This is a genomic window from Streptomyces sp. NPDC059851, assembly GCF_042732005.1.
Classification (GTDB): domain Bacteria; phylum Actinomycetota; class Actinomycetes; order Streptomycetales; family Streptomycetaceae; genus Streptomyces.
In genome coordinates, this window is sequence record NZ_JBHWJJ010000041.1 from 38,536 (window position 1) to 61,293 (window position 22,758).

Here is a 22,758-nt window from a genome sequence, read left to right on the forward strand (position 1 = left end):
GTCTTTGAGTCATTCCGCAAACCACCCGGACAGTTCACTGCACGGTCCCCTTGGTGGAGGGACGATTCTCTCCACAAGTCCGTGAGTCGTGAGGAGCCTTCTTTGCGCAGAGACGCCACACCCCGGCGCTACCTGATGTGCCCACCGGCACACTTCCAGGTCACGTACTCCATCAACCCGTGGATGGACCCCACGAAACCGGTGGACCTGCCCCTCGCACACGCCCAGTGGGAAGACCTCAGGGACCGCTACCTGTCCCTCGGCCACACCGTGGAGACCCTCGAACCGGACCCCGGGCTGCCCGACATGGTCTTCGCCGCCAACGGTGCCCTCGTCATCGACGGCCGGGTGCTCGGCGCCCGGTTCGCCCACCCGGAGCGGGCACCCGAGGCGGAGATCCACCTCGACTGGTTCCGCTCACACGGCTTCCGGGACGTCCACGAGCCCTCGCACGTCAACGAGGGCGAGGGCGACTTCGCCGTCACCGCCAGCTGGATCCTGGCCGGGCGCGGCTTTCGCTCCAGCCCGCTCTCGCACGACGAGGCCCAGGAGTTCTTCGGCCGCCCGGTGATCGGCCTGGACCTGGTGGACCCGCGCTACTACCACCTGGACACCGCGCTGTGCGTGCTGGACGGCGACGAGGTGATGTACCACCCGGAGGCGTTCTCGCCCGGCAGCCGGGCCGTGCTGCGGAGGCTGTTCCCGGACGCGCTCCTCGCCGACGACCGGGACGCGGCGGCGCTCGGCCTGAACGCGGTCTCCGACGGCCGCCACGTCCTGCTCCCGCAGGCGGCGACCGGGCTGCTGGCTCCCCTGCGCGACCGCGGGTTCGAGCCGGTCCCGATGGACCTGGGGGAGCTGCTCAAGGGCGGCGGCAGCGTGAAGTGCTGCACCCAGGAGCTGCGGATGTAGCCGCCGCGGGCCGGCCAGGGGCCGCGGGGAGCTAGGGGGTCGTGGCGTCGGTCGGGGGCCACTGCTCGCCCCACTCCGCGTCCCGGGCCGCCTTGTACAGGTCGCCGTGGCGCTTGGTCACGGTGGACCGGGTCAGCCCCTCGCCCTGCGGGCCGCACAGGTCCAGCAGGACGAGTCCCTTCCGGATCTGCGGCTTGCGCGTGATCCGGGAGGGGGCCGGCTCCGCCGGGAAGCGGGTCGCGGCGACGTAGCTGAACTTCTCGTCCTCGTACGCCAGCGAGCCGCCCTTGACCTGCCGGTGCAGCGAGGACCGGCTGACCCGCGCCGAGAAGTGGCACCAGTCCTGCCCGACCTCGATGGGGCAGGTCCCGTCGTGCGGGCAGGGCGCGGCGACCCGCAGCCCGGCCTCGATCAGCTGGTCCCGGGCCTCGCGGATGCGCAGGTACCCGTCGGGGGTGCCCGGCTCGATCAGGACCACGGCCCGTCCGGCCCGGGCCGCTTCGGCGACCACGGCCCGGCGGGCTTCGGGGGTGAGCTCGTTCAGTACGTACGAGACGGTCACCAGGTCGGCCTCGGGCAGGGTGATCCCGGAGCCGATGACGGCCCGCCGCCACTCGGCGGTGCGCAGCACGGGCGAGCCGGAGGCTCCGGCCAGTTCCCGGCCGAGGGCGAGGGCCGGTTCCGCCCAGTCGAGGACGGTGGTCGTGCGCGGGCCGTCCCAGGTGGCGTCGACCGCCCAGGTCGCCGCGCCGGTGCCGCCGCCCACGTCCACGTGCGAGGCCGGGCTCCACTGCGGGGCGGCCGCCGCGAGTCCGGCGAGGGCGGCCCGCACGGCCTCGAAGGTGGCCGGCATCCGGTACGCCGCGTACGCCGCCACGTCGGAGCGGTCGCGCAGGACGGGCGCATCGGTGGGCGTACGCCCCCGGTAGTTGGCGATGAGCCGCTCGACGGCGGCCGCGGCCTGCTTCGGGGGGAGCCCGTCGAGCAGCCCGGCCAGTGCGGACCGGAGGTCTTCGGCGGTGGTGGGGGCGGAGACGTTCACCTGCGAAGTTTACGGCGCGCCGGGTGCCGGCCCCACGCCACGCCCGGGGCCCTGCCCGCCCTGCCCTGAGTCGACCCCGGGCCCACCGCCGGACGCGCGCCGGTCAGGCATCGCCCGTCGCGCCGCGCCCGCGCCACGGCCGGCACATGCCGAGGAAGCAGCCCACCGCGAGCAGCGAGCAGGCGACCTGGACCACGGCCATCGGCACGGCCGTGTCCTCGCCCGCGATCCCGACCAGCGGCGAGGCGATCGCACCGACCAGGAAGGAAGCAGTGCCGAGCAGGGCCGAGGCGGATCCGGCTGCGTGCGGGGTGCGCATCAAGGCCAGTGCGTTGGTGTTCGGCAGGACCAGGCCCATCGCCGACATCAGCACGAACAGCGCGGCGGCGACCGGAACGAGGCCGACCCGCCCGAACACCCCCGTGGTCATCAGCAGCAGTGCCACAGAGGCGGCCGTGACGACGGCGAGCCCGACTGCCAGCACCTTGTCCAGGCTGACCCGGCCGACCAGCAGCTTGCCGTTGACCTGCCCGGCCAGGATCAGCCCGACGGAGTTGAGGCCGAACAGCAGGCTGAAGGTCTGCGGGGAGGCCCCGTAGATCTCCTGCACCACGAAGGGGGAGGCGGATATGTACGAGAAGAGCGTGGCGAAGGCGAAGCCGCCCGCCAGGGTGTACCCGGCGAAGGCGCGGTCGGCGAGCAGCCCCCGCATGGTCCGCAGCGCGGTCGGCACACCCCCGGTGTGCCGCTGCGCGGGCGGCAGCGTTTCGCCAAGGCTGCGCCACACCAGCAGGGTGAGGACGAGGCCGACTCCGGCGAGCACGACGAAGACCCCTCGCCAGTCGGCGAAGCGGAGCACCTGGGCGCCGATGAGCGGGGCGACGATCGGGGCCACGCCGGAGACGAGCATCAGGGTGGAGAAGAACCGGGCCATCTCGACCCCGTCGTACAGGTCGCGGACGATGGCGCGGGCGATGACGATCCCGGCGGACCCGGCCAGGCCCTGGAGGAGGCGGAAGCCGATCAGGAGCCCGGCGCTCGGGGCGAAGGCACAGACGGCGGTGGCGAGCACGTAGAGGACCATGCCGGCCAGCAGCGGTCCGCGGCGTCCCCACTTGTCGCTCATGGGCCCGATGACGAGCTGGCCCAGCGCCATGCCGGCGAGGCAGGCCGTGAGGGTGAGCTGGATGGTGGCGGCCGGGCTGTGCAGGGCCGCGGCGACCTCTGGCAGGGCCGGCAGGTACATGTCCATCGACAGCGGGGCGAGGGCGCTGAGGCCGCCCAGGACGACGGTGACGAGGAGCCCGGTGCGGCGCGCGGCGGCCGGCGGGGCCGGGGCCCGGTCCGCGGCCCCGGCCTGGGCCTGGGCCGGGACCGGGGCGGAACCGGGGGCGGAACCGGGGGCGGAACCGGGGGCGGAACCGGAGGGGGCCTGAGGGGTGGATGAGCTCGGTGCGGTGGACCGCGTCTTCGGCGACGGCTCGTGCGAAGCGGCCGTCGCAGGGCCTGTCTCCGGCATGCGGGACTCCTGTCTCTTTCGTCGTTTTTTCACACCCCTGGCCGCCCCATGCTCTCAGCTGGCGGAACGTCCGTAGACGCCCGCGGCATGTGACGTACCCTGCGGGCCCATGGACGCAAGTGGGAAGAAGATCGCCCTCGTCACCGGAGCCGGCTCCGGCATCGGCCGCTCCGTCGCCCTGGCGCTGGCCGGCGCCGGCTGGGCGGTGGCCGCCGCCGGCCGCCGTACCGAACCGCTCCAGGGGACGGCCGAGGCGGCCGAGGCGGCCGGACCCGGCGCGGACGTGCTGTGCGTACGGGCGGACGTGAGCGAACCGGACGACGTGGACGCCCTGTTCGCGACGGTCCGCGACCGGTACGGCCGCCTCGACCTGCTGTTCAACAACGCGGGCACCTTCGGCCCGGGCGGCGTCCCCCTGGAGGACCTTTCCTACGAGGCCTGGCGCTCGGTGGTCGACGTCAACCTCACCGGGGCCTTCCTGTGCGCGCAGGCGGCGTTCCGGCAGATGAAGGAGCAGGACCCGCAGGGCGGCCGGATCATCAACAACGGCTCGATCTCCGCCCACGTGCCGCGGCCGCACTCGATCGCCTACACCGCGACCAAGCACGCCGTGACGGGCCTGACCAAGTCGCTGTCGCTGGACGGGCGCCCGTACCGGATCGCCTGCGGCCAGATCGACATCGGCAACGCGGCCACCGAGATGACCGAGCGGATGCAGCAGGGGATCCTCCAGGCCAACGGGCAGCTGGCGGTGGAGCCGGTGATGGACGCGGCCGACGTCGCCCGGACCGTGGTGCACATGGCGGAGCTGCCGCTGGAGGCGAACGTGCAGTTCGCGACGGTGATGGCGACCGCGATGCCGTACATCGGGCGCGGCTGAGCGGCGGGCTTCCGCGGGGTATGAGTCCGGGTGCGTGCCCGGGTGGCTGATCGCGCAGTTCCCCGCGCCCCCCGGGGGCGATGCCGGCCGGGCGATGCCGGCCGGGCGATGCCGGCCGGGCGGGGCCGGGAATGGCCGGGCCCCGGCGCGGGTTGGGGCGATCATGACGAACGAGGTACTGCGCTACACCGCCTTCTCCGACGACCCCGCCGGCGGCAACCCGGCCGGCGTCGTGCTCGACGCGAGCGCCCTGGACGACGCCGCGATGCTCCGGATCGCGGCCGAGCTCGGCTACAGCGAGACGGCGTTCCTCACCGCCCCGCCGGCGGGGCTCGACGGCGCCCCCGGCCGGACGTTCACCCTGCGCTTCTTCAGCCCGAAGGCGGAGGTGCCCTTCTGCGGGCACGCCACGGTGGCCGCCTCCGTGGCCCTCGCCGAGCGGATCGGGCCGGGCGAGCTGGTCTTCGCCACCCCCGCCGGCACCGTCCCCGTCTCGGTGGCCGACACCGGCGGGGGGAGCCTGCGGGCGGTCCTGACCAGCGTCGAACCGCACACCGAGGAGATCGCGGACGCCGACCTCGCCGAGGCGCTCGCCGCACTGGCCTGGCCGGCGTCCGACCTCGACCCGGCGTTCCCGCCCCGGATCGCCTTCGCCGGAGCCCGCCACCTGGTGCTCGGCGCGGCCACCCGGGCCCGGCTCGCGGACCTCGACTACGACTTCGCCCGCCTGGAGGCGCTGATGCGCCGCCTGGACCTGACCACCGTTCAGCTGGTGCACCGGGCGGGCCCGGACACCTTCCACGTCCGCGACCCGTTCCCGGTCGGCGGTGTCGTCGAGGACCCCGCCACCGGAGCCGCGGCCGCGGCCTTCGGGGCGTACGCCCGCGAGCTCGGACTCGTCCCCGAGGAGGCCGTGCTCACCCTCCGCCAGGGCGAGGACATGGGCCGCCCGGGGGTCCTCACGGTGGAACTGCGGGCGGGCGACCCGCGGGTGCGGGTCGGCGGCGCCGGCATCCGGATCCCCGGATGACGATCGTCACCTACCCCGAGGCGGACCTGCCCGCGGAGCTCGCGGCCCAGGTCATCGAACTGGAGGAGCAGGCCTGGCCCGGCAACCGCCACGGCCACGATCCCGAGCTCGCCCCGCTGATGATGCTGCTGCTGGACGCCGACGGGACGGTGGCCGCCTCGCTCGCGCTGCTGTACAAGCCGGTCCGGCACGCGGGGCGCACGTACCGCGCCGCCGGGCTGAGCACGGTGGTGACCCGCCGGGCGGCGCGTGGCCGCGGCCACGGCGGCCGGCTGGTTGCCGCGGCCCGGGCGGAGCTGGCCGGCGACCCGGCCGTGGACGTGGTCCTGTTCAGCTGCGACCGGCCGCTGGCCCGGTTCTACGAGGCGGCCGGCTTCACCCGGCTGCCCGGCGCGGTCCTGGTGGGCGGCACACCCGAGGAACCGCTGGCCACCGACGCCCCAGGGTTCGCCAAGGAGGTGCTCGGGGACTTCCGGGCCGGGCGCGCCGAGCCCGCCGCCTTCGCGGGGACCCGGATCGCCCTGTACCCGGGGCTCGTCGACCGACTCTGGTGACGGCGGGCCCCGCCGCGTACGCGCGTCCCGCCCGCATTGCCGGCGTGCACGTACGACCGCGGGCCCGTACGAGCCGTACGCGCGGAAGGGACCCGGACACACGGTCCGGGTCCCTTCCGGCGACGGTCGGTGCGGTTCACGCGCCGGGCTGCGCCTCCGCCGCCGGGTCCGCCGGGTCCGAGGCGCTTTCCGGGGACGGGGCCTGCGCCGGCTGCGCCGGGCTTCCCGAGCCCTGCGCGAGGAAGAGGGCCAGCGCGGGTACGAGGTAGAGGACCCACACCCCGACCTGGAGCCAGGTCGGGTCCGGCTGGAAGTTGAAGGTGCCCTTCAGCAGGGTCCCGTACCAGCTGTCCGGCGGGATCGTCCCGCTGATGTCGAAGGCCTTGTCCGCCAGGCCGGGCAGGAACTCGGCCTCCTGCAGGTCGTGCACGCCGTACGCGAGCACGCCCGCGGCGACGACGACCAGCATCGCGCCCGTCCACGTGAAGAACCGGGACAGGTTGATCCGCAGCGCGCCCCGGTAGAACAGCCAGCCCAGCAGGACCGACGTGCCGAGGCCCAGCAGGACGCCGATCAGGGGCGCGGAGCCTTCACCGGCGGCGTGCACCGACCGCCACACGAACAGCGAGGTCTCCAGCCCCTCGCGGCCGACGGCCAGGAACGCCGTCGTCACCAGGGCGCCCGTGCCCAGGGCCAGGGCCGCGTCGAGCCTGCCGTGGAGCTGGGCCCTCAGGTACCGCGCGGTGCGCTTCATCCAGAAGACCATCCACGTCACCAGGCCGACCGCGACGATCGACAGGCCGCCGCCGATCGCCTCCTGCGCCTGGAACGTCAGTTCCGAGGTGCCGAATTCGAGGGCGGCCCCGAAGGCGAGGCTGATCGCGGCCGCGAGGCCCACGCCCAGCCACAGCGGGGGCAGTTTGTCCCGGTTCTCCGTCTTGACCAGGTACGCGACGAGGATGCAGACGACCAGGCTGGCCTCCAGCCCCTCGCGCAGGCCGATCAGGTAGTTGCTGAACACGTCGGTTCTCCTCGTCTGCGGACCGTGTCACGCGAACAGGGCCCGGCCCCACCAGTCGTCCTCGTCGCGGACGCCCGGCGGGACGGCGAAGACCGCCGAACCCACGTGCTGGATGTACTCGTTGAGGACGTCGGACTTCGCCAGCTGCCGCTGGATCGGGACGAAGCCCTTGCGGACGTCGCGCTGGTAGGCGATGAAGAACAGGCCCGCGTCGAGGCGGCCCAGCCCGTCGGTGCCGTCGGTGAAGGAGTAGCCGCGGCGCAGGATCGTCGCCCCGTCGTTGCTGTCGGGGTGCGCGAGGCGGACGTGCGCCTCCGGCTTCATCGCCTTCAGGAACGGCTCGTCGCGCTCCTTGGACTTGCCGACGGGCGCGCCCTCGCCCTTGTCGCGGCCGAAGATGTCCTCCTGCTCCTGCAGGGAGGTGCGGTCCCAGGTCTCGATGTTCATGCGGATGCGGCGGGCGACCAGGTACGAGCCCCCGGCCATCCAGGGGCTGCCGTCCTCCGCCCCGACCCACACGTGCTGGTCGAGGGCCGCCCCGTCGGTCCCGGAGATGTTCCGGGTGCCGTCCTTGAAACCCATCATGTTGCGCGGGGTCTGCTCCTCGGGGGTGGTCGAGGAGGTCTTGCCGAAGCCGAGCTGCGACCAGCGCATCGCGACCCTGCCGAAGCCGATGCGGGCGAGCTGGCGGACGGCGTGCACGGCGACCTGCGGGTCGTCGGCGCAGGCCTGGACGCACAGGTCCCCGCCGGAGCGGGCCGGGTCCAGGTTGTCGCCGGGGAACAGCTCCAGGTCCACCAGGGCCTCCGGGCGCTCGCCCTCCAGGCCGAAGCGGTCCTTGGCGAACAGGCCCGGGCCGAAGCCGATGGTCAGCGTCAGCCGGGACGGCTTGAGGCCGAGGGCCTCGCCGGTGTCGGTCGGCGGGGCTTCGGGCCGGCCCTCGTAGGCGTCGCCGACGGGCCGGCCGGCCGTCATCAGGCGGGCCGCCCCGGTCCAGTCCTTCAGCAGCTGCACGAGCTCGGCGCGGTCCTTCGTCCGCACGTCGAAGGCCGCGAAGTGCAGGCGGTCCTGGACCGCGCTGGCTATACCGGCCTGGTGGGCGCCGTGGAAGGGCACGGCCCCGCCCGCGGACGCCGCCGGCGCCGGGTGGGAGGAGGGGACGAGGGCCGCCGCCGCGCCGCCGGCCGCGGCGGCGCCGAGCGTCAGCCCGGCCCCGCCCCAGCCGAGCACGGAGCGCCGAGAGGGGCCGCCGGCCTCGGCCGGCACAGATTCAGTCATTCCGCTTTCTCCCGACTGCCGTTGACCGTTGCCGTGACTACTTGGCGACCGCGGCGGCCAGCTTCGAGAGCGGCTCGGCCAGCGCGTTGACGCCGTCCGACAGCTCCTTGCGCTCGGTCTCGCCGACCTTGTCGTAGGAGGTGAACTCGTAGGTGTTCTTGTCCGCGCGGTACTTGTCCAGCAGGGCGTTCAGCGCGGCGAACTGGGTGTCGAGCTGCCGGGCGAGCTCGGAGTCGTTCTTCGCGGCGACCGGCTTGAGCAGCTCGTACGCCTTCTGCGCGCCCTCGACGTTGGCCTTGAAGTCGACCAGGTCGGTGTGGCTGTAGCGCTCCTCCTCGCCCGTCACCTTGCCGGTGGCGACCTCGTCGAGGAGTTCCTTGGCACCGTTGGCGATGGAGGTGGGGGTGATCTCCGCCTGGCCGACCTTCTTCTGCCAGTCGGTCAGGTCGGTGATGAGCTGGTCGGCGAGCTTCTTCTCCTCGTCGCCGACCTTGCCGTCGACCCACAGGGCCTTCTCCAGGCGGTGCCAGCCGGTCCAGTCCTTCGCCGGGTCCTGGCCGGCCTCCAGGCCGTCCTCGCGGACGTCGACCTTCGGGTCGATGTCGCCGAAGGACTCGGCGACCGGCTCGGTGCGCTCCCAGCCGATGCGGGAAGGGGCGTACGCCTTCTTCGCGGCCTCCAGGTCGCCGGCCTTGACCGCGTCCGCGAAGACCTTGGCGGCGGGGAGGGTCTCGTCGGCCTGCTCCTGCACGTACTTGCGGTAGCCGGCCACCGCGGCGTCCAGCTCGGGGCTGCGCTTCTCGGCGGCACCGTTGCCGGTCGCCTTGACCTTCTGGCGGATTCCGTCGCCCTTCATGCCGGGCTTGCAGGCGATCTCGTAGTCGCCGGGCTTGACCTCGGCGGTGATGGTGGCCTTGGTGCCCGGGCCGATGTTCTCGCGCTCGGTGACGATCCGGTCGTCGGGGAAGAGGAGGTAGAGCTCGGTGACCTTCGAGCCCTTGTTCTCGACCTCGATCGTGACCTTGCCGGCCGGGAACTCGGTCGTGGAGACCTCGCACGCGGTGTCGGAGGCGGCGACCTCGACGGCCTTGCCGTCGTCCTTCCCGCCCTTCTCTGCGCAGCCGGTGACGGCCGTCAGTGCGGCCACGGCGGCAGCCGCGGTGAGGACGGTGAGGCGGGCGGGGCGCATGGGGGCTCCTGGGGTCGGGGTGCGGGGAACGGCATGCGGCAGACGGCCGCCCCGGGGGTGGGGCGGCCGCAAGAGCGGACCTGACTTAGCCGAGCCTTACTTAGCCCGGACCCGTCCGTCCAGTGATCTGACGCACACCTTTCGGCTCCGGACACGGAGCCGTCACGGGGGCCTCACGGAGGCCCCACGAGAGGGTCAAGCGGACGTCAAACCGACGTGGCCGCTCCGTACGGCGGACCGGTCCGCGCCGCGTACGGGGAGCACGAGCGGAATTCCGGATCGCGGATGTGGCAGCACCTCCACGGGCTGCCGGTAGACGCGGCTGAGCAGATCCGCGCGCAGCACCTCGGCCGGCGCTCCGTCCGCCGCGATCCGCCCGCCCTCCAGGACGGCGATGCGGTCGGCGTAGGCCGCGGCGAGGCCCAGGTCGTGCAGGACCGCGACCACCGCGTCCCCGGCCGCGGCACGCTCCCGGCAGATCCGCAGCACGAGTTCCTGGTGGCGCAGGTCCAGGGCCGCCGTCGGCTCGTCGAGCAGCAGCAGCGGGGCCTGTTGGGCCAGGACCCGGGCCAGCGCCACCCGGGCCCGCTCGCCGCCGGACAGCGCGGTGAACGGGCGGGCGGCGAAGCCGGACACCTCCGTGGCGGCCATGGCCCGGGCCACCGCCTCCTCGTCGGCGCCGGCGTCGAAGCGGTCGGTGCCGGACCAGGGCGCGCGGCCCATCGCCACGACCTCCGCCACGGTGAACGGGAAGGACGACTCGGCGGCTTGGGGGAGCACGGCGCGGCGCAGGGCCAGTTCCGCGGCCGTCCATGCGTCCGCCGGGCGCCCGTCGATCCGGACGACGCCCGAAGCGGCGGGCAGATCGGCGGCGAGGGCGGCCAGCAGCGTGGACTTCCCCGCGCCGTTCGGGCCGACCAGGGCCAGCACCTCCCCGGCCCGGGCCGCCAGGTCGATCCCGGCCAGTACCGCGCGCCCGCCGAGGCTGACGTGCAGGTCGGCCGCCCCGGCGACGGCGGTGCCCGCCGGGCGGCGTTCGGGGACGGCGGGCCGACGCCGCCGCAGGAAGCGGAGGCCGGCGGAACGTACGGCGGTCATGCCCAGCCTCCTTGCTTGCGGCGGGTACGGCGCAGCAGCCAGAAGAAGAACGGGCTGCCGATCAGCGCGGTGAGGACCCCGAGCGGCAGTTCCGCCGGGGCGGCCGCGGTCCGGGCGGCGAGGTCGCCCGCGAGCAGCACCGCCGCGCCGGCCAGGGCGCTGCCGGGGACGAGGAAGCGGTGGCCGGGGCCGTTCGCCATGCGCAGCAGGTGCGGGACGAGCAGTCCGACGAAGGTGATGACGCCGGCCACGGCGACGGCGGCCGCGGTCAGCAGCGCGACGACGACGATGAGCGCGAGCCGCATCCGCTCCACGTCCACGCCCAGGTGGCGGGCGGACCGCTCACCGAGGGAGAGCAGGTCCAGCCGGCGGGCGTAGCAGGGGGCGAGCAGCAGGCCGGCGGCGGCGCAGGGCAGGACGGCGAGCACCTTGGGCCAGGTGGCCTGCGCGAGGGAGCCGAGCTGCCAGAAGGTGATCTGGTTGACCTGGCCGCTGTCCGCGAAGAAGACGAACAGGCCGATGAGGGCGCCTGCGAAGGCGTTGACGGCGATGCCGGTGAGGACGAGGGTGATGACTTCGGTCCGGCCGCCGGTCCGTGACAGCAGGTACACGGCGCCGACGGTGACCAGCCCGGCGGCGAACGCGCAGGCGGTGACGGTCCAGTTGCCGAGGAAGCCGAGGCCGAACGCGATGGCGGCGACCGCACCGACGGCGGCGCCCGCCGAGATGCCGATGACACCGGGCTCGGCGAGCGGATTTCCGAACACCCCCTGCATCAGGGCCCCCGCGCACCCCAGGCTGGCTCCGACGAGCAGCGCGAGGGCGACGCGGGGCAGGCGTACGTTCCACAGCACGCTCTCGCCGACCCGGTCGAGGGCGGCCCCGCCCAGGCCCAGCCGGTGCTGCACGGAGCCGATGACATCGGCGAGGGGGATCTCGTACGCCCCGACGCCGGCGGAGAGGAGCGCGAGCAGGACGAGCACGGCGGCGAGACCGGCGGTCAGCCGGCCGCTGCGGCCCCGGTGCCCGCCCGGGGCGGCGACGGCGGGGACGGGTGCGGCCCCGGGTGCCCGTCCGGGCGCAGGTGCGGGTTCGGGCGGCGGTTCGGGTGCGGGTTCAGGTCCGGAGGCGGGTTCCGTCGCCCCGGGGGCGGGTTCCGTGGTGCGGTCGCCCATGTCAGGCCTTGCCGTAGAGCTGGGCGATGAGCGAGGTGAGCACCTGATCGGTGCGGGGGCCGTAGTTGAGGAGGACGCCGTCGTCGATGCTGATCACGCGGCGGTCCAGGCCGGCCGGGGTCTGGGCGACGCCCGGGATCTTCACCAGGCCGTCCGGGCCGCCGACGGACTCCAGGCCCTTGGACATGACGAGGAGGGCGTCGGGTGCGGCGGCCGCGAGGGCCTCGCTCGTGATCGGGGTGAAGTCCTTGCCGAGGCCGGACTCCTTGCCGGTGTCGATGGCGCCGGCGGCCTCCAGCAGCGAGGAGGCCCCGGAGTCGGAGCCGCCCATCAGGTACACGGACGCCGAGCCGCGCAGGTACAGGAACGCCACCCGGGGCCGCTCGCCCGTGGCGGCCTGCGGCGGGACGGCGGCGCGGGCCGCCGCGATCCGTTCGGCGGTGCGCTGGTTCAGCCGGGTGCCGGCGTCCTTGACGCCCAGGGCGGCGGCCACGGCGTCGATCCGCCGGGGTACGTCGTCCAGGGACTTGGCCGGGGCCACCACGAGCAGCGGGACGCCTGCGTCGCGGATCTGGCGGAGCGCCTCGGCGGGGCCGGTGGTGGTCTCGGCCAGCACCAGCGTGGGGCGCAGGGACAGCACGCTCTCGGCGGAGACCTCGTGACCCCGGGTCACCACGGGGAGCTGCGCGGCCTGTTCGAAGGTGGCGGTGATGTCACGGGCGACGACCTGCGGGCCGAGGCCGAGGGTGTGGACGACCTCGTTGAGGCTGCCGGTCAGGGGCACCACGCGGTCGGCGGAGGTGACCGTCACCTGGCCGCCGTCGGCCGAGGGCACGGTCACGGGGAGGGCGGGTGCCGGGGCGGGGGAGAGCGGTTCCACCCGGTCCGGGGGCGCGGCGGCGGCGCCGCGGGCGGACGGGGCCGCGCCGGGGGAGTCCGTGCTCGCGCAGCCGGTCACGGCGGCGGCCGTCGCCAGGGCGCAGAAGGCGAGGGCGAGGCGGCCGAGGGAGCGGCGGGGGAATGGGGTGGCCGCGGCGGGCGTAGGCACGAAGGCACCGTCCAGGTCGTCCGGCTGATGGTCCGTCGGGTAGGGGGTTCCGCTCCCGACCGGGATAGCTTAGGTTAGCCTAACCTTACTGGCCAGGTCCTGGAGGGGACATCGATGTCAGCACGACCCGTCCGCCCGTTCGCCGTCGCCCTGGTGGCGACCCTGGCGGCTCTGCTGGCGGCTCTGATCCCCGCCGCCGGGGCCCACGCGGCGAGCCGTACCGTGCAGGGCGGCAGGCTCGACTGGGGCATCAAATCGTCCTTCCAGAGTTACGTCACCGGCCCCGTCGCGAAAGGCGGTTTCCAGCTGAAGAACGGAGCCGCCACGGTCGGCGGCAGCCTGTTCCGCTTCCACTCGGCGACCGGCTCCTACGACCCCGGAACCGGCGCCTTCGAGGCGGCCTTCAGCGGCGGCGTCGCCTTCCACGGCCACCAGAAGCCCGACGGCGGCAACGAGCTGGACCTGACGATCAGCCGGCCCGCGATCCGGATCGAGGGCGGCAGCGGCACCCTCTACGCGGACGTCGTCGGCAAGGCCAAGGACACCGGCCAGGTCACCAGCCGCTCCCGGGTCCCCTTCGCCACCCTCGGTCTCGGGGGCATCAACATGTTGGGCGGCGGCAGCCCCCTCGCCCTCGCCAACGTCCCCGCCACCCTCACCGAACAGGGCGCCCAGGCCTTCGCCGGCTACTACCCGGCCGGCACCCCGCTCGACCCGATCACGCTTTCCGTCGACGTCCAGACCGCCCCGGCCGCAGCGTCCTCGCCGTCCCCGAGCGCTGCGGCCGGGGCCTCCCCGGGCGCGCAGACCCCCGCCGGCCAGGGTGCGTTCGCCGACGCGGCCGTCGACTGGGGGGTGCGGCGCACCTTCCGCGAGTACGTCACCGGTGCCGTCGGCCAGGGCAAGTGGACCCTCGCCGACGGAGCCCAGGACGGCGGCGCGCTGTTCCGCTTCCCGCAGGGCAAGGGCGCGTACGACGGCCGCGGGGGCACCCTCGACGCCGCCTTCGCCGGCACGGTCCACTTCACCGGCAGCCATCTCGACCTCAAGCTCGGCCGGGTCACCGTCAAGGTGGAGGGCGGCAAGGGCGTCCTCACCGCCGACGTCACCACGGGCGGCGCGACCAAGCCCGCCGTGCCGCTCGTCGAGTTCGACGCGGCCGGCCTGAAGACCGAGGGTGCGCTCGCCACCCTCACCGAGGCCCGGGCCACCCTGACCGAGGGCGGCTCCCAGGCCTTCAACTCCATGTACAAGGCCGGCACCGAGATGGACCCCGTCTCCCTCGCCGTCGCCCTCGACGCCACCGCCGCGCTGCCCGCCCTGCCCGACCTGGGCTCCGCCCCCGCGTCGCCCGCCCCGCAGACCACGGCCTCCCCGGCCGCCGGCCCGTCCCCCGCCGCACAGCCCGCAGGACGGTCGGACACCGGGCTGTACGCCGCCCTCGCCGCGGCCCTCCTGGTCCTGGTCGGCGGCGCGGCCTGGCTGCTGGTGCGGCGGCGCCGTACGCGGGCGGCCGCCTCCGGTGAACAGCCGGGCCACCCCTGAGCCTTCCTCCCCGCACGCCGCACACGGCTGCATGCCACCCCCATTCCCTTCCAGGAGAACCAGCCCATGTCCTCATCCACCCGCCGCCGCACCACGGCCCTCGCGGCGGCCGTCGTCACCGCCGCCGCGCTCGGAGCCACCGTCCTCGCCCTGCCCGCCACTGCCGTCGGCGCCGCCCCCGCCGCCCCGGCCGTGGGCGCCGCCCCCGCCGCCGCACCCGTGCCGATCGTCAACGGCACCCTCGACTGGGGCGTCCTGGCCCGCTACCGGGCGTACGTCACGGGCATGGCCAAGGGCACGATCACCCCGGCCGACGGCGCCGCGGCCAACACGGACGGCACCTTCCGCTTCACCTCCGCCACCGGTGCGTACGGCGAGGGCGGCGGCCATGTCGTGACCGCCCGTTTCAAGGGCAGCGTCACCTTCGAATCGACCGCCCACCGCTTCAAGGTGACCCTCGCCAACCTCAAGATCGACACGGGTACGAAGAAGCTCACCGCCGACGTCACCAAGAACGGCACCCTCACCCGCGACGTCCCCCTGGCGAACGTGGCCTTCGCCGGCCGCACCATGGAGAAGCTCGCCACCACCCTCACCAAGGAGGCCGCCGAGCAGCTCGGTTACGACGACTACGCGGGCATGGCCGGCGACCCGCTCACCGCGGAACTGAAATTCGACGAGTCCACCCCGCCCTCGTCGCCCGCGCCTTCGCCGTCCGGCTCGACGGCGCCCTCCCCGTCGCCGTCGAACGCCGGGCCCGCCCCCACGCTCGCACCCTCACCGGGCACGAGCTCCTCCGCACCGGCCGGCCCCCAGCAGCTGCTCGGCGGCCGGCTCACCTGGGGCGTGAAGGAGTCGTTCCGCGCGTACGTGGTGAAGGGCGGCGGCTCCGTCACCCCGGCCGGCGGTGCGATGGCCGCCGGGAACAGCTTCTCCTTCGCCTTCGGCAAGGGCGAACTCGACGCGGCCAAGCAGAAGCTGAACGCCTCCTTCGCGGGCAGCCTCCGCTTCCAGCGACCCGACCGCCGCATCGACATGACCTTCACCAACCTGCGCGTCAACGCCGAGGGCAAGAAGGGCACCCTGGTCCTTGACGTGAAGACGCCCGGGGCGACCAAGGCGGACATCCCGTTCGCCACCCTCGACCTGTCCAAGGCCGACTACCGCACCACCGGCGGGGTGCTCACCCTGGGGTCCGTCCCGGCCGCCCTCACCGCCGAGGGCTCCGCCGCGCTCGACTCCTACTACGAAGCGGGCCAGGCCACCGACCCGGTCACCCTGTCGGTCACCGTCGACAAGGACGCCGTCCTGCCCAGCACCGCGCCCACGACCGGCCAGACCGGCGGTTCCGCGACGGGCAGCACCACCGGCAGCACCGGAACCGGCAGCACGGTCGGCGGTGGCACCGCAGGCTCCACCAGCGGGAAGCTCGCCGCCACCGGCGCCGACGTCCCGGCCGGAGCGCTGCTCGCCACCTCCGGCGCGGCCGTCGTGGCCGGCGCGGGCGTCCTGTCCCTCGCCCGCAGGAAGCGCGCCGCCCGTCCCTGAGCCGAGGCGCCGGGCCCGGGCCGGGCCGTGCTTGAATGCCCGCGTGAACGATCTCGATGTGCTCAGGGTCTTCTGCGCGGGCGACGGCCGGTTCGGCAACCCGCTCGGCGTCGTACGGGACGGCCGTACCTGCCCCGACGACGCGTCGCGGCAGGCGCTGGCGGCCGAACTCGGCTACAGCGAGACGGTGTTCGTCGACGACCCCGAGCGCGGGGTCGTCGACATCCGTACCCCCGGCACGCGGATGTCCTTCGCGGGGCATCCGCTGGTCGGAGTCGCCTGGCTGCTGGACGTCGAGGAGCTCCGGCCGCCGGCCGGCTCCGTATGGGCCCGGTACGACGGCGAGTTCACCTGGATCACGGCCCGGCCCGAATGGGTCGAGGGCAAGCGCACCGAGCAGTACGCGACCCCTGCCGAGGTCGACGCGCTGCCCGCGCCGCCGCCGGGCGAGGGTTGGTTGTACGCGTGGGCCTGGGAGGACGAGGCCGCGGGCCGCATCCGCGCCCGGGGCTTTCCGCGGCGCCCGGACGGGGTCATCGCCGAGGACGAGGCCACCGGCTCTGCGGCGGCCCTGCTGGCGGCACAGCTGAACCGGGCCCTGAACATCACCCAGGGCGCGGGTTCGCAGATCCTCACGGCCCCCGGCCCTGACGGCACGGTCGAGATCGGCGGCCGCGTCCGCTTCGACGTCCCGCCCCAGGCGGGCCCGTCGCAGGGCCGCCTGGCCAGGCCGGTGTGCTGAACGGGCCGACGTGCCGACCTGGCCGACGCCGTACGGCCCGGTGCGCCGTACGGGCCCGGTGCGCCCCACCGGGGCCGTACGAGCCGGGCCGGCTCAGGCGCTGAGCGGGAACTCCTCGGCCAGCTGGCGGAAGACGGCCCCGTTGTAGTCGAAGGCGCGCTTGCACTCGTCGATGATGCGCTGCTTCTCCAGGTCGTCCGCGGCGATCGCGTCCAGCAGCTCGCGGTAGTGCCGCTTGAACGCGGCCGGGTTGGCGATGTCCGCGAAGACGTAGAACCGGACCCCGTCGCCCTTGCGGGCGAAGCCCCAGGTGCGCTCCGCCTTGTCGCGGATGATCTGGCCGCCGGAGAGGTCCCCCAGGTAGCGGGTGTAGTGGTGGGCGACGTACCCGCCGGGCCAGGTGGCCGCGCACTCGGTGACCCGGGCCGCGTACGCCCCGGTCGCGGGCAGCGCCACCAGCGTCTCGCGCCAGGAGGGGCCGCGCAGGTGGGCCAGGTCGCGTTCGATCTCGGCGACGCGCATCAGCTCGGGCTGTATGAACGGGCCCGCGACCGGGTCGTCCTTGAGGGCCTCGGCGGCGTCCTCCAGGGCCCGGTACACGAACCACAGCTGCTCGGTGTAGCGCGCGTACGCGTCCACGCCGAGACGGCCGCCGAGCAGGTCGCTCATGAACGTCGAGGACTCCGCCTCGGTGTGCTGCTCGTGCGACGCGACACGGATGACCGTGGAGAAGGCGTCCAAGACAAGACCTCCGTCGGGCGGGGATGCGGGCACGGCGGCACGGTCGGCCGCCACGCCCGATCCTCTTACTTAGGCATACCTAAGTCAATGTGTTCCCGACGTGTTGTCGGTAAAACACCCCTGGGGTCGAAACCTCGGCGTCACGACCTCTAGGGCAGGGTGAGGATCTCGGCTCCCGTGTCCGTCACCACCAGTGTGTGCTCGAACTGCGCGGTCCGCTTCCGGTCCTTCGTGACCACGGTCCAGCCGTCCTCCCACATGTCGTACTCGTGCGTGCCCAGCGTCAGCATCGGCTCGATCGTGAAGGTCATCCCCGGCTGCATCACCGTCGTGGCGTGCGGGCTGTCGTAGTGCGGGATGATCAGGCCGGAGTGGAAGGACGAATTGATGCCGTGCCCGGTGAAGTCCCGGACCACGCCGTAGCCGAAACGCTTCGCGTACGACTCGATGACCCGGCCGATGACGTTCACCTGCCGGCCCGGCTTGACTGCCTTGATCGCCCGGTTCAGCGCCTCGCGGGTGCGCTCCACCAGCAGCCGGGACTCCTCGTCCACGTCCCCGCACAGGTAGGTGGCGTTGTTGTCGCCGTGCACGCCGCCGATGTACGCGGTGACGTCCAGGTTCACGATGTCGCCGTCGCGCAGCACGGTGGAGTCGGGGATGCCGTGGCAGATGACCTCGTTGATCGAGGCGCACAGGGACTTCGGGAAGCCCCGGTACCCCAGGGTCGACGGGTAGGCGCCGTGGTCGCACATGTACTCGTGCGCCACCCGGTCCAGCGCGTCGGTGGTCACCCCGGGGGCGATCAGCTTCGCCGCCTCCTCCATCGCCTGCGCGGCGATCCGGCCGGCGACGCGCATGGCCGCGATGGTCTCGGCCGACTGCACCTCCGGTCCGGTGTACGGGGTGGGCGCGGGCTTGCCCACGTACTCGGGCCGGCGGATGTTGCCGGGAACGGAACGGGTCGGAGAGAGCTCGCCGGGGACGAGCAGCGACTGGCCAGACATGCATGCGAGTGTATCCAGCGGGGATGGGGCAGCATGGCGGCAGAGAGCTGCGGAGAACAGCGGGGGACCGCGCGGGAACCGGCGGCGAGCGGCGGCGAGAGGAGCCCGAGGACGATGGCCCTGTTCAAGAAGCGCCAGGTGGGCAAACCGGGCGAGTGGTACTACTGCCTGGTGCACCAGAAGGTCGAGGAGGGGCCCGAGTGCCCGGCGAAGGACCGTTTCGGCCCGTACGCCACCCCCGAGGAGGCCTCCCACGCCATGCAGACCGCGCAGGAGCGCAACCTCGAATGGCAGAACGACCCCAGGTGGAACGACAAGTCCCGAGAAGGGGACGAGGACGAGGGCGCGACGGGAACCTGACGGTCCCGTCCCCTCCGCCCGCCCGCCCGGGCGGGCGGAGGGGCGGACGTCCCGAGCCCCGCGCCCGTCCACGTCGTCCGGAGAGTACGGGGCAGTGGCGTCGGGCGCCGCAGGGCCGACGCCTGTTCGATCGCGGGGGGCCCGGCACTACGCTCACCCCCATGACCTCCACTGACAGCACACAGAAGCCGCCCGCGAAGGACCCGTGGGACCTGCCGGACGTCTCCGGCCTCGTCGTCGGCGTCCTCGGCGGCACCGGCGACCAGGGGCGCGGCCTGGCCTACCGGCTCGCCAAGGCCGGCCAGAAGGTGATCATCGGCTCCCGCGCCGCCGACCGCGCCGCGCACGCCGCCGCAGAACTGGGCCTGGGAGTGGAGGGCGCGGACAACGCCGAATGCGCGCGCCGCAGCGACATCGTGATCATCGCGGTGCCGTGGGAGGGCCACGCCAAGACCCTGGAGGCCCTGCGCGAGGACCTCGCGGGCAAGCTCGTCGTGGACTGCGTCAACCCCCTCGGCTTCGACAAGCAGGGTGCCTACGCCCTCCAGGTGGAGGAGGGCAGCGCCGCCCAGCAGGCCGCCGCCCTCCTCCCGGACTCCCGTGTGACGGCCGCCTTCCACCACCTCTCGGCGGTCCTCCTCCAGGACGAGTCGGTCGAAGAGATCGACACCGACGTGATGGTCCTCGGCGAGTCGCGAGCCGACACCGACGTCGTCCAGGCCCTGGCCGGCCGCATCCCCGGCATGCGCGGTGTCTTCGCCGGCCGCCTGCGCAACGCCCACCAGGTCGAGTCCCTGGTCGCCAACCTCATCTCCGCCAACCGCCGCTACAAGGCCCACACGGGCCTCCGCATCACCGACGTCTGACCGACGTCCGCCCCCGGGCCCGCGCCCCGCCCGGTGCCTTTACGGGGGCACTGCGGGGCATGGGGGACACTGGAGGGGCTCGACCCCCTTCTGCTCGCCGAGGAGCCGTACCCCATGCCCCGCCTTGCCGTCTTCGCCACCGTCGTCTGTGTCCTCTCCGTGGCGGCGGCCGTGGTCGCCTTCGTGGAGGGCAGCTTCCTGGGGATCGTGTGGGTGCTGCTGGCCGGGCTCACGTCCAACATGGCCTGGTACTACGTGCGCAAGGACAAGGCCCGCAAGGCCTCCGGATCCGCCGGCTAGGCCGCGCGCCCCTATCCTGCGCGCATGAGTGATCACGCCTTCCCCGTACGCCTGGAGCCCTGGTCCGAGGGGGACGCGGCGCTGCTGCGGGCCCTGAACGCGCCGGAGCTGATGGAGTACCTGGGCGGCCCCGAGACCGAGGAGCAACTCGACCGGCGCCACCGGCGGTACACCGACCTGAGCGCCGACCGTACCGGCAAGGGGCGGATGTTCCGCATCGTGCTGCTCCCCGAGGAGGCCGTGGCGGGCAGCATCGGCTTCTGGGGCACCACCTGGAACGGCGAGCCGGTGTACGAGACGGGCTGGACCGTGCTGCCGGGCTTCCAGGGGCGGGGCGTGGCGACGGCCGCGACGCAGGTGGTGGCGCAGGAGGCACGGGCCGCCGGACTCCACCGGTACCTGCACGCGTTCCCGTCCACGGACAACGCCGCGTCGAACGCCGTCTGCCGCAAGGCGGGCTTCGAACTGCTCGCGGAGCGTGACGTCGAGTACCCGCCGGGCAGGCCGATTCGCTGCAACGACTGGCGGCTCGACCTCCGGCGGGACCCGCCCCCGCAGCGGCCCTAGTCGGCCTGGGGGACGGCGCACAGGCCGTCCGGCTCCTGCCAGAAGCGGTACAGGTTGTGTCCGCAGTACGTTTCCACGTCGGAGACGCCCAGCGCGGACAGCACGCCTTCGACCGCCCCGAAGAAGGCCGCGTTGACCGCCGGGACCCACAGCAGCGCGAACACCGCGATCAGGCCGAACGGCGCCAGCGGCGCCACCTCGCGGCGCACCCGGTACGACAGCCAGGGCTCGATGATGCCGTAGCCGTCCAGGCCGGGCACGGGCAGGAAGTTCAGGATCGCCGCGGAGACCTGGAGCAGTGCGAGGAAGGCCAGTGCGAAGCGGAAGGCGAGCGGGACGCCGTCGACGGCGTCCAGCCAGAACGGTGCGGTGCAGACCGCCGCGAACGCCACGTTCGTCAGCGGGCCCGCCGCCGAGATCAGGCTGTGCTTCCAGCGGCCCTGCACCCGGTCCCGCTCGATGTACACCGCCCCGCCGGGCAGGCCCAGACCGCCCAGGATCACGAAGATCACGGGCAGGATGATGCTGAGCAGCGCGTGCGTGTACTTGAGGGGGTTCAGCGTCAGGTAACCCTTGGCGCCCACCGTGAGGTCGCCGCTGTGCAGGGCGGTGCGGGCGTGCGCGTACTCGTGCAGGCAGAGCGAGACGATCCACGCCGACGTGACGAAGAGGAAGACGGCCAGGCCCGCGCTCGCCGAGTACCCCGTCCACACCGCCCACCCCGTGACGGCCATGATCGCGGCGATGCCGAGGAAAACGGAACTGACCTGCCGGTCGCTGCGCGTGCTCTGATGACCCATGCGGCGAAACCTACCCCGGGCGGGGACCCGTCCGGCATGGGGGTCCGGGGACAATGGGCCGGTGCGCTACGCGATCCTCGGCACCACCCAGGTCACCCGCGACGACGGGACCCCCGTCGCCGTCGGCGGCGCGCGCCTGCGCGCACTGCTGACCGCGCTCGCGCTGCGGCCCGGGCGGGCAGTGCCGGCCCACCTGCTCGTCGCCGAGGTGTGGAACGCCGAACAGCCGGCCGACGCCTCCGCCGCCCTCCAGGCACTGGTCGCCCGGCTGCGCAGGGCGCTCGGCCACGGGGCCGTGCGGTCGGCGGACGGCGGGTACCAGCTGGTCGCCGGGCGCGAGGACGTCGACCTGTACCGCTTCGAGCGGCTCGTCCGCTCCGCCGCGGCCGCCGCGGACACGGATCCGGCGCGGGCGGCCGCCCTGTACGACGGGGCCCTCGCCCTGTGGCGCGGCCCGGCACTCGCCGACCTCCCGGACCCCGGGGCGGAGGCCGCCCGCTGGGAGGCCGTACGGAGGGACGCGCGGCGGGGGCGACTCGCCACGGCCCTCGACATGGGGGAGGCGGCCCGTGCCCTGCCGGAGCTGGCCGCACTGTGCGCACAGCACCCGCTGGACGAGCCGCTCCAGGTGCTCCGGATCCGGGCGCTGAGGGACTCCGGGCGCGCGGCCGAGGCCCTGGCCGCCTACGAGGAGGTCCGGCAGGACCTCGCCGACCGCCTGGGCACGGACCCGGGGCCGGCCCTGCGCACCCTCCACGCCGCTCTGCTCCTCCCGTCCGCCGGCCCGTCGGGCGCCCCGGCTGCTGCCCCGCCCGCCGCGTCGTCCGTCCCGCCCGCCGCCGCGTCCTCCCCTTCCGCCTCCGGCGCCCCGTCCGGCGCCGTGGCGCCCCCGGGAACCGCCGCGGCTCCTGCCCCGGCCACCGGCGCCGGCGCCGCCCCGGCGCATCCCGGCGCGCCGGCCCCCTCCTCCCGCCCGGTCTCCCCGCAACAGGCCCACGCCGGGCCCGCGCCGGGCCCGCCCGCGCAAGCCCCGGCCGCCGGGTGGGCCGGGTCCCGCGGGCGGGGGAACCTGCGGGCGCGGCTGACCACCTTCGTCGGGCGGGAGGAGGACATCCGGGCCATCGGCGGGGACCTCGCGCGGGCGCGCCTGGTCACCCTGCTCGGGCCCGGAGGTGCCGGCAAGACCCGACTGTCGCAGGAGGCCGCCGAGGCGCACGCCCCGGCGGCGGACTGGCCCGACGGCGTGTGGCTCGCCGAGCTCGCCCCCGTGGACGACCCGGACGACGTCGCCGAGGCCGTCCTCACCGCCCTCGGGGCCCGCGAGACGAAGCTGCGCGGCGCCTCCGCCGAGGAGATGCGGGCGCTGACCGACCGCGTCGGCGACGACCCGCTCGACCGACTCGTCGAGCATTGCGCCCGGCTCCGGCTCCTGCTGGTCCTGGACAACTGCGAGCACGTGGTCGGTGCGGCCGCCGAGTTGGCCGAGCAGCTCCTCGTCCACTGCCCCGGCGTGCGGATCCTGGCCACCAGCCGGGA

The 22,758-nt window shown here is 74.2% G+C and carries 23 protein-coding genes; 12 read left to right on the forward strand and 11 right to left on the reverse strand.

Annotation, left to right across the window (positions count from 1 at the left end; genetic code table 11):
* Window positions 1-81 precede the first annotated feature (81 nt).
* Window positions 82-912, forward strand: a complete 831-nt coding sequence (gene ddaH, locus ACFV7Q_RS16880; RefSeq protein WP_385429042.1) for a dimethylargininase — start codon at window positions 82-84, stop codon at window positions 910-912.
* Between the two features lie 31 nt (window positions 913-943).
* Here the strand turns inward: ddaH and ACFV7Q_RS16885 are convergent, their stop codons facing one another.
* Entirely contained in the window at window positions 944-1,954 is a 1,011-nt protein-coding gene (locus ACFV7Q_RS16885; protein ID WP_385429044.1) for a small ribosomal subunit Rsm22 family protein, read from the reverse strand.
* A 103-nt stretch (window positions 1,955-2,057) separates the two neighbouring features.
* On the reverse strand, window positions 2,058-3,473 hold the full coding sequence (locus ACFV7Q_RS16890) for a Bcr/CflA family efflux MFS transporter (protein WP_385429046.1): 1,416 nt from the start codon (window positions 3,471-3,473) through the stop codon (window positions 2,058-2,060).
* 109 nt (window positions 3,474-3,582) lie between these two features.
* Between ACFV7Q_RS16890 and ACFV7Q_RS16895 the strand changes: the two genes are divergently transcribed.
* The 3 genes from ACFV7Q_RS16895 to ACFV7Q_RS16905 all read left to right on the forward strand — a co-directional run bounded on the left by ACFV7Q_RS16895 (window position 3,583) and on the right by ACFV7Q_RS16905 (window position 5,937).
* Window positions 3,583-4,353: an SDR family oxidoreductase gene (locus ACFV7Q_RS16895; RefSeq protein ID WP_385429047.1), complete on the forward strand. Its 771-nt coding sequence runs from the start codon at window positions 3,583-3,585 to the stop codon at window positions 4,351-4,353.
* A gap of 163 nt (window positions 4,354-4,516) precedes the next feature.
* Window positions 4,517-5,383 (forward strand): PhzF family phenazine biosynthesis protein, encoded by an 867-nt coding sequence (locus ACFV7Q_RS16900; protein WP_385429049.1) that lies wholly within the window; start codon window positions 4,517-4,519, stop codon window positions 5,381-5,383.
* Window positions 5,380-5,937: a GNAT family N-acetyltransferase gene (locus tag ACFV7Q_RS16905; protein WP_385429051.1), complete on the forward strand. Its 558-nt coding sequence runs from the start codon at window positions 5,380-5,382 to the stop codon at window positions 5,935-5,937. The genes ACFV7Q_RS16900 and ACFV7Q_RS16905 overlap by 4 nt, the downstream gene beginning before the upstream one ends.
* A 136-nt stretch (window positions 5,938-6,073) precedes the next feature.
* On the opposite strand, the gene efeU is transcribed toward ACFV7Q_RS16905, so the two are convergent.
* From efeU to ACFV7Q_RS16935, 6 genes are all read right to left on the reverse strand, one after another.
* Window positions 6,074-6,958, reverse strand: a complete 885-nt coding sequence (gene efeU / locus ACFV7Q_RS16910) for an iron uptake transporter permease EfeU (RefSeq protein WP_385429053.1) — start codon at window positions 6,956-6,958, stop codon at window positions 6,074-6,076.
* 27 nt (window positions 6,959-6,985) lie between these two features.
* Window positions 6,986-8,236 carry an iron uptake transporter deferrochelatase/peroxidase subunit gene (efeB, locus tag ACFV7Q_RS16915; RefSeq protein WP_385429055.1) on the reverse strand — a complete coding sequence of 417 codons (1,251 nt, stop codon included), beginning with the start codon at window positions 8,234-8,236 and terminating at the stop codon, window positions 6,986-6,988.
* A gap of 37 nt (window positions 8,237-8,273) precedes the next feature.
* On the reverse strand, window positions 8,274-9,425 hold the full coding sequence (gene efeO / locus ACFV7Q_RS16920) for an iron uptake system protein EfeO (protein ID WP_385429057.1): 1,152 nt from the start codon (window positions 9,423-9,425) through the stop codon (window positions 8,274-8,276).
* Window positions 9,426-9,620: 195 nt separating this feature from the next.
* Window positions 9,621-10,523: a heme ABC transporter ATP-binding protein gene (locus ACFV7Q_RS16925; RefSeq protein WP_385429059.1), complete on the reverse strand. Its 903-nt coding sequence runs from the start codon at window positions 10,521-10,523 to the stop codon at window positions 9,621-9,623.
* The gene (locus ACFV7Q_RS16930; protein WP_385429060.1) at window positions 10,520-11,698 is read right to left on the reverse strand and encodes a FecCD family ABC transporter permease; all 1,179 of its coding nucleotides are present in this window, start codon (window positions 11,696-11,698) and stop codon (window positions 10,520-10,522) included. Before ACFV7Q_RS16930 ends, ACFV7Q_RS16925 begins: the two co-directional genes overlap by 4 nt.
* Window position 11,699: 1 nt before the next feature.
* Entirely contained in the window at window positions 11,700-12,746 is a 1,047-nt protein-coding gene (locus ACFV7Q_RS16935; RefSeq protein WP_385429062.1) for a hemin ABC transporter substrate-binding protein, read from the reverse strand.
* A gap of 114 nt (window positions 12,747-12,860) precedes the next feature.
* Between ACFV7Q_RS16935 and ACFV7Q_RS16940 the strand changes: the two genes are divergently transcribed.
* The 3 genes from ACFV7Q_RS16940 (at window position 12,861) to ACFV7Q_RS16950 (ending at window position 16,581) form a co-directional block, all read left to right on the forward strand.
* The gene (locus tag ACFV7Q_RS16940) at window positions 12,861-14,291 is read left to right on the forward strand and encodes an HtaA domain-containing protein (protein WP_385429063.1); all 1,431 of its coding nucleotides are present in this window, start codon (window positions 12,861-12,863) and stop codon (window positions 14,289-14,291) included.
* Between the two features lie 66 nt (window positions 14,292-14,357).
* The gene (locus ACFV7Q_RS16945) at window positions 14,358-15,839 is read left to right on the forward strand and encodes an HtaA domain-containing protein (RefSeq protein ID WP_385429065.1); all 1,482 of its coding nucleotides are present in this window, start codon (window positions 14,358-14,360) and stop codon (window positions 15,837-15,839) included.
* Between the two features lie 43 nt (window positions 15,840-15,882).
* Window positions 15,883-16,581, forward strand: coding sequence for a PhzF family phenazine biosynthesis protein (locus ACFV7Q_RS16950; RefSeq protein ID WP_385429067.1), 699 nt, complete (start codon window positions 15,883-15,885; stop codon window positions 16,579-16,581).
* A 93-nt stretch (window positions 16,582-16,674) separates the two neighbouring features.
* Here the strand turns inward: ACFV7Q_RS16950 and ACFV7Q_RS16955 are convergent, their stop codons facing one another.
* Both ACFV7Q_RS16955 and map read right to left on the reverse strand, forming a co-directional pair.
* Complete coding sequence (locus ACFV7Q_RS16955) at window positions 16,675-17,322, reverse strand: heme oxygenase (biliverdin-producing) (RefSeq protein WP_385429089.1); 648 nt, start codon at window positions 17,320-17,322, stop codon at window positions 16,675-16,677.
* 149 nt (window positions 17,323-17,471) lie between these two features.
* Window positions 17,472-18,329, reverse strand: coding sequence for a type I methionyl aminopeptidase (map, locus tag ACFV7Q_RS16960; protein ID WP_385429069.1), 858 nt, complete (start codon window positions 18,327-18,329; stop codon window positions 17,472-17,474).
* A gap of 114 nt (window positions 18,330-18,443) precedes the next feature.
* Here map and ACFV7Q_RS16965 point away from each other — a divergent pair, with 114 nt between their 5' ends.
* The 4 genes from ACFV7Q_RS16965 (at window position 18,444) to ACFV7Q_RS16980 (ending at window position 20,422) form a co-directional block, all read left to right on the forward strand.
* A complete protein-coding gene (locus ACFV7Q_RS16965; protein WP_385429071.1) occupies window positions 18,444-18,689 on the forward strand; it encodes a hypothetical protein in 246 nt (81 codons plus the stop codon).
* A gap of 161 nt (window positions 18,690-18,850) precedes the next feature.
* Window positions 18,851-19,555 (forward strand): NADPH-dependent F420 reductase, encoded by a 705-nt coding sequence (gene npdG / locus ACFV7Q_RS16970; protein ID WP_385429073.1) that lies wholly within the window; start codon window positions 18,851-18,853, stop codon window positions 19,553-19,555.
* Window positions 19,556-19,669: 114 nt separating this feature from the next.
* The gene (locus ACFV7Q_RS16975; protein WP_360634216.1) at window positions 19,670-19,855 is read left to right on the forward strand and encodes a hypothetical protein; all 186 of its coding nucleotides are present in this window, start codon (window positions 19,670-19,672) and stop codon (window positions 19,853-19,855) included.
* A 24-nt stretch (window positions 19,856-19,879) separates the two neighbouring features.
* Window positions 19,880-20,422 (forward strand): GNAT family N-acetyltransferase, encoded by a 543-nt coding sequence (locus tag ACFV7Q_RS16980; protein ID WP_385429075.1) that lies wholly within the window; start codon window positions 19,880-19,882, stop codon window positions 20,420-20,422.
* Here the strand turns inward: ACFV7Q_RS16980 and ACFV7Q_RS16985 are convergent.
* On the reverse strand, window positions 20,419-21,222 hold the full coding sequence (locus ACFV7Q_RS16985; RefSeq protein WP_385429076.1) for a site-2 protease family protein: 804 nt from the start codon (window positions 21,220-21,222) through the stop codon (window positions 20,419-20,421). The two genes, ACFV7Q_RS16980 and ACFV7Q_RS16985, sit on opposite strands and share 4 nt — an antisense overlap.
* Between ACFV7Q_RS16985 and ACFV7Q_RS16990 the strand changes: the two genes are divergently transcribed.
* The coding region (locus tag ACFV7Q_RS16990; protein WP_385429078.1) for a BTAD domain-containing putative transcriptional regulator at window positions 21,221-22,758 on the forward strand (1,538 nt) is incomplete at its 3' end. The two genes, ACFV7Q_RS16985 and ACFV7Q_RS16990, sit on opposite strands and share 2 nt — an antisense overlap.

What these genes read in the sequence shown, in the direction of transcription:
- ACFV7Q_RS16905 (WP_385429051.1), top strand. Translation starts at nt 5,380, where the DNA reads ATGACGATCGTCACCTACCCCGAGGCGGACCTGCCCGCGGAGCTCGCG.
- ACFV7Q_RS16975 (WP_360634216.1), top strand. Translation starts at nt 19,670, where the DNA reads ATGCCCCGCCTTGCCGTCTTCGCCACCGTCGTCTGTGTCCTCTCCGTG.
- ACFV7Q_RS16945 (WP_385429065.1), top strand. Translation starts at nt 14,358, where the DNA reads ATGTCCTCATCCACCCGCCGCCGCACCACGGCCCTCGCGGCGGCCGTC.
- ACFV7Q_RS16925 (WP_385429059.1), bottom strand. Translation starts at nt 10,523, where the DNA reads ATGACCGCCGTACGTTCCGCCGGCCTCCGCTTCCTGCGGCGGCGTCGG.
- ACFV7Q_RS16965 (WP_385429071.1), top strand. Translation starts at nt 18,444, where the DNA reads ATGGCCCTGTTCAAGAAGCGCCAGGTGGGCAAACCGGGCGAGTGGTAC.
- npdG (WP_385429073.1), top strand. Translation starts at nt 18,851, where the DNA reads ATGACCTCCACTGACAGCACACAGAAGCCGCCCGCGAAGGACCCGTGG.
- ACFV7Q_RS16930 (WP_385429060.1), bottom strand. Translation starts at nt 11,698, where the DNA reads ATGGGCGACCGCACCACGGAACCCGCCCCCGGGGCGACGGAACCCGCC.
- ACFV7Q_RS16940 (WP_385429063.1), top strand. Translation starts at nt 12,861, where the DNA reads ATGTCAGCACGACCCGTCCGCCCGTTCGCCGTCGCCCTGGTGGCGACC.
- ACFV7Q_RS16890 (WP_385429046.1), bottom strand. Translation starts at nt 3,473, where the DNA reads ATGCCGGAGACAGGCCCTGCGACGGCCGCTTCGCACGAGCCGTCGCCG.
- ACFV7Q_RS16985 (WP_385429076.1), bottom strand. Translation starts at nt 21,222, where the DNA reads ATGGGTCATCAGAGCACGCGCAGCGACCGGCAGGTCAGTTCCGTTTTC.
- efeB (WP_385429055.1), bottom strand. Translation starts at nt 8,236, where the DNA reads ATGACTGAATCTGTGCCGGCCGAGGCCGGCGGCCCCTCTCGGCGCTCC.
- map (WP_385429069.1), bottom strand. Translation starts at nt 18,329, where the DNA reads ATGTCTGGCCAGTCGCTGCTCGTCCCCGGCGAGCTCTCTCCGACCCGT.
- ACFV7Q_RS16980 (WP_385429075.1), top strand. Translation starts at nt 19,880, where the DNA reads ATGAGTGATCACGCCTTCCCCGTACGCCTGGAGCCCTGGTCCGAGGGG.
- efeO (WP_385429057.1), bottom strand. Translation starts at nt 9,425, where the DNA reads ATGCGCCCCGCCCGCCTCACCGTCCTCACCGCGGCTGCCGCCGTGGCC.
- ACFV7Q_RS16900 (WP_385429049.1), top strand. Translation starts at nt 4,517, where the DNA reads ATGACGAACGAGGTACTGCGCTACACCGCCTTCTCCGACGACCCCGCC.
- ACFV7Q_RS16895 (WP_385429047.1), top strand. Translation starts at nt 3,583, where the DNA reads ATGGACGCAAGTGGGAAGAAGATCGCCCTCGTCACCGGAGCCGGCTCC.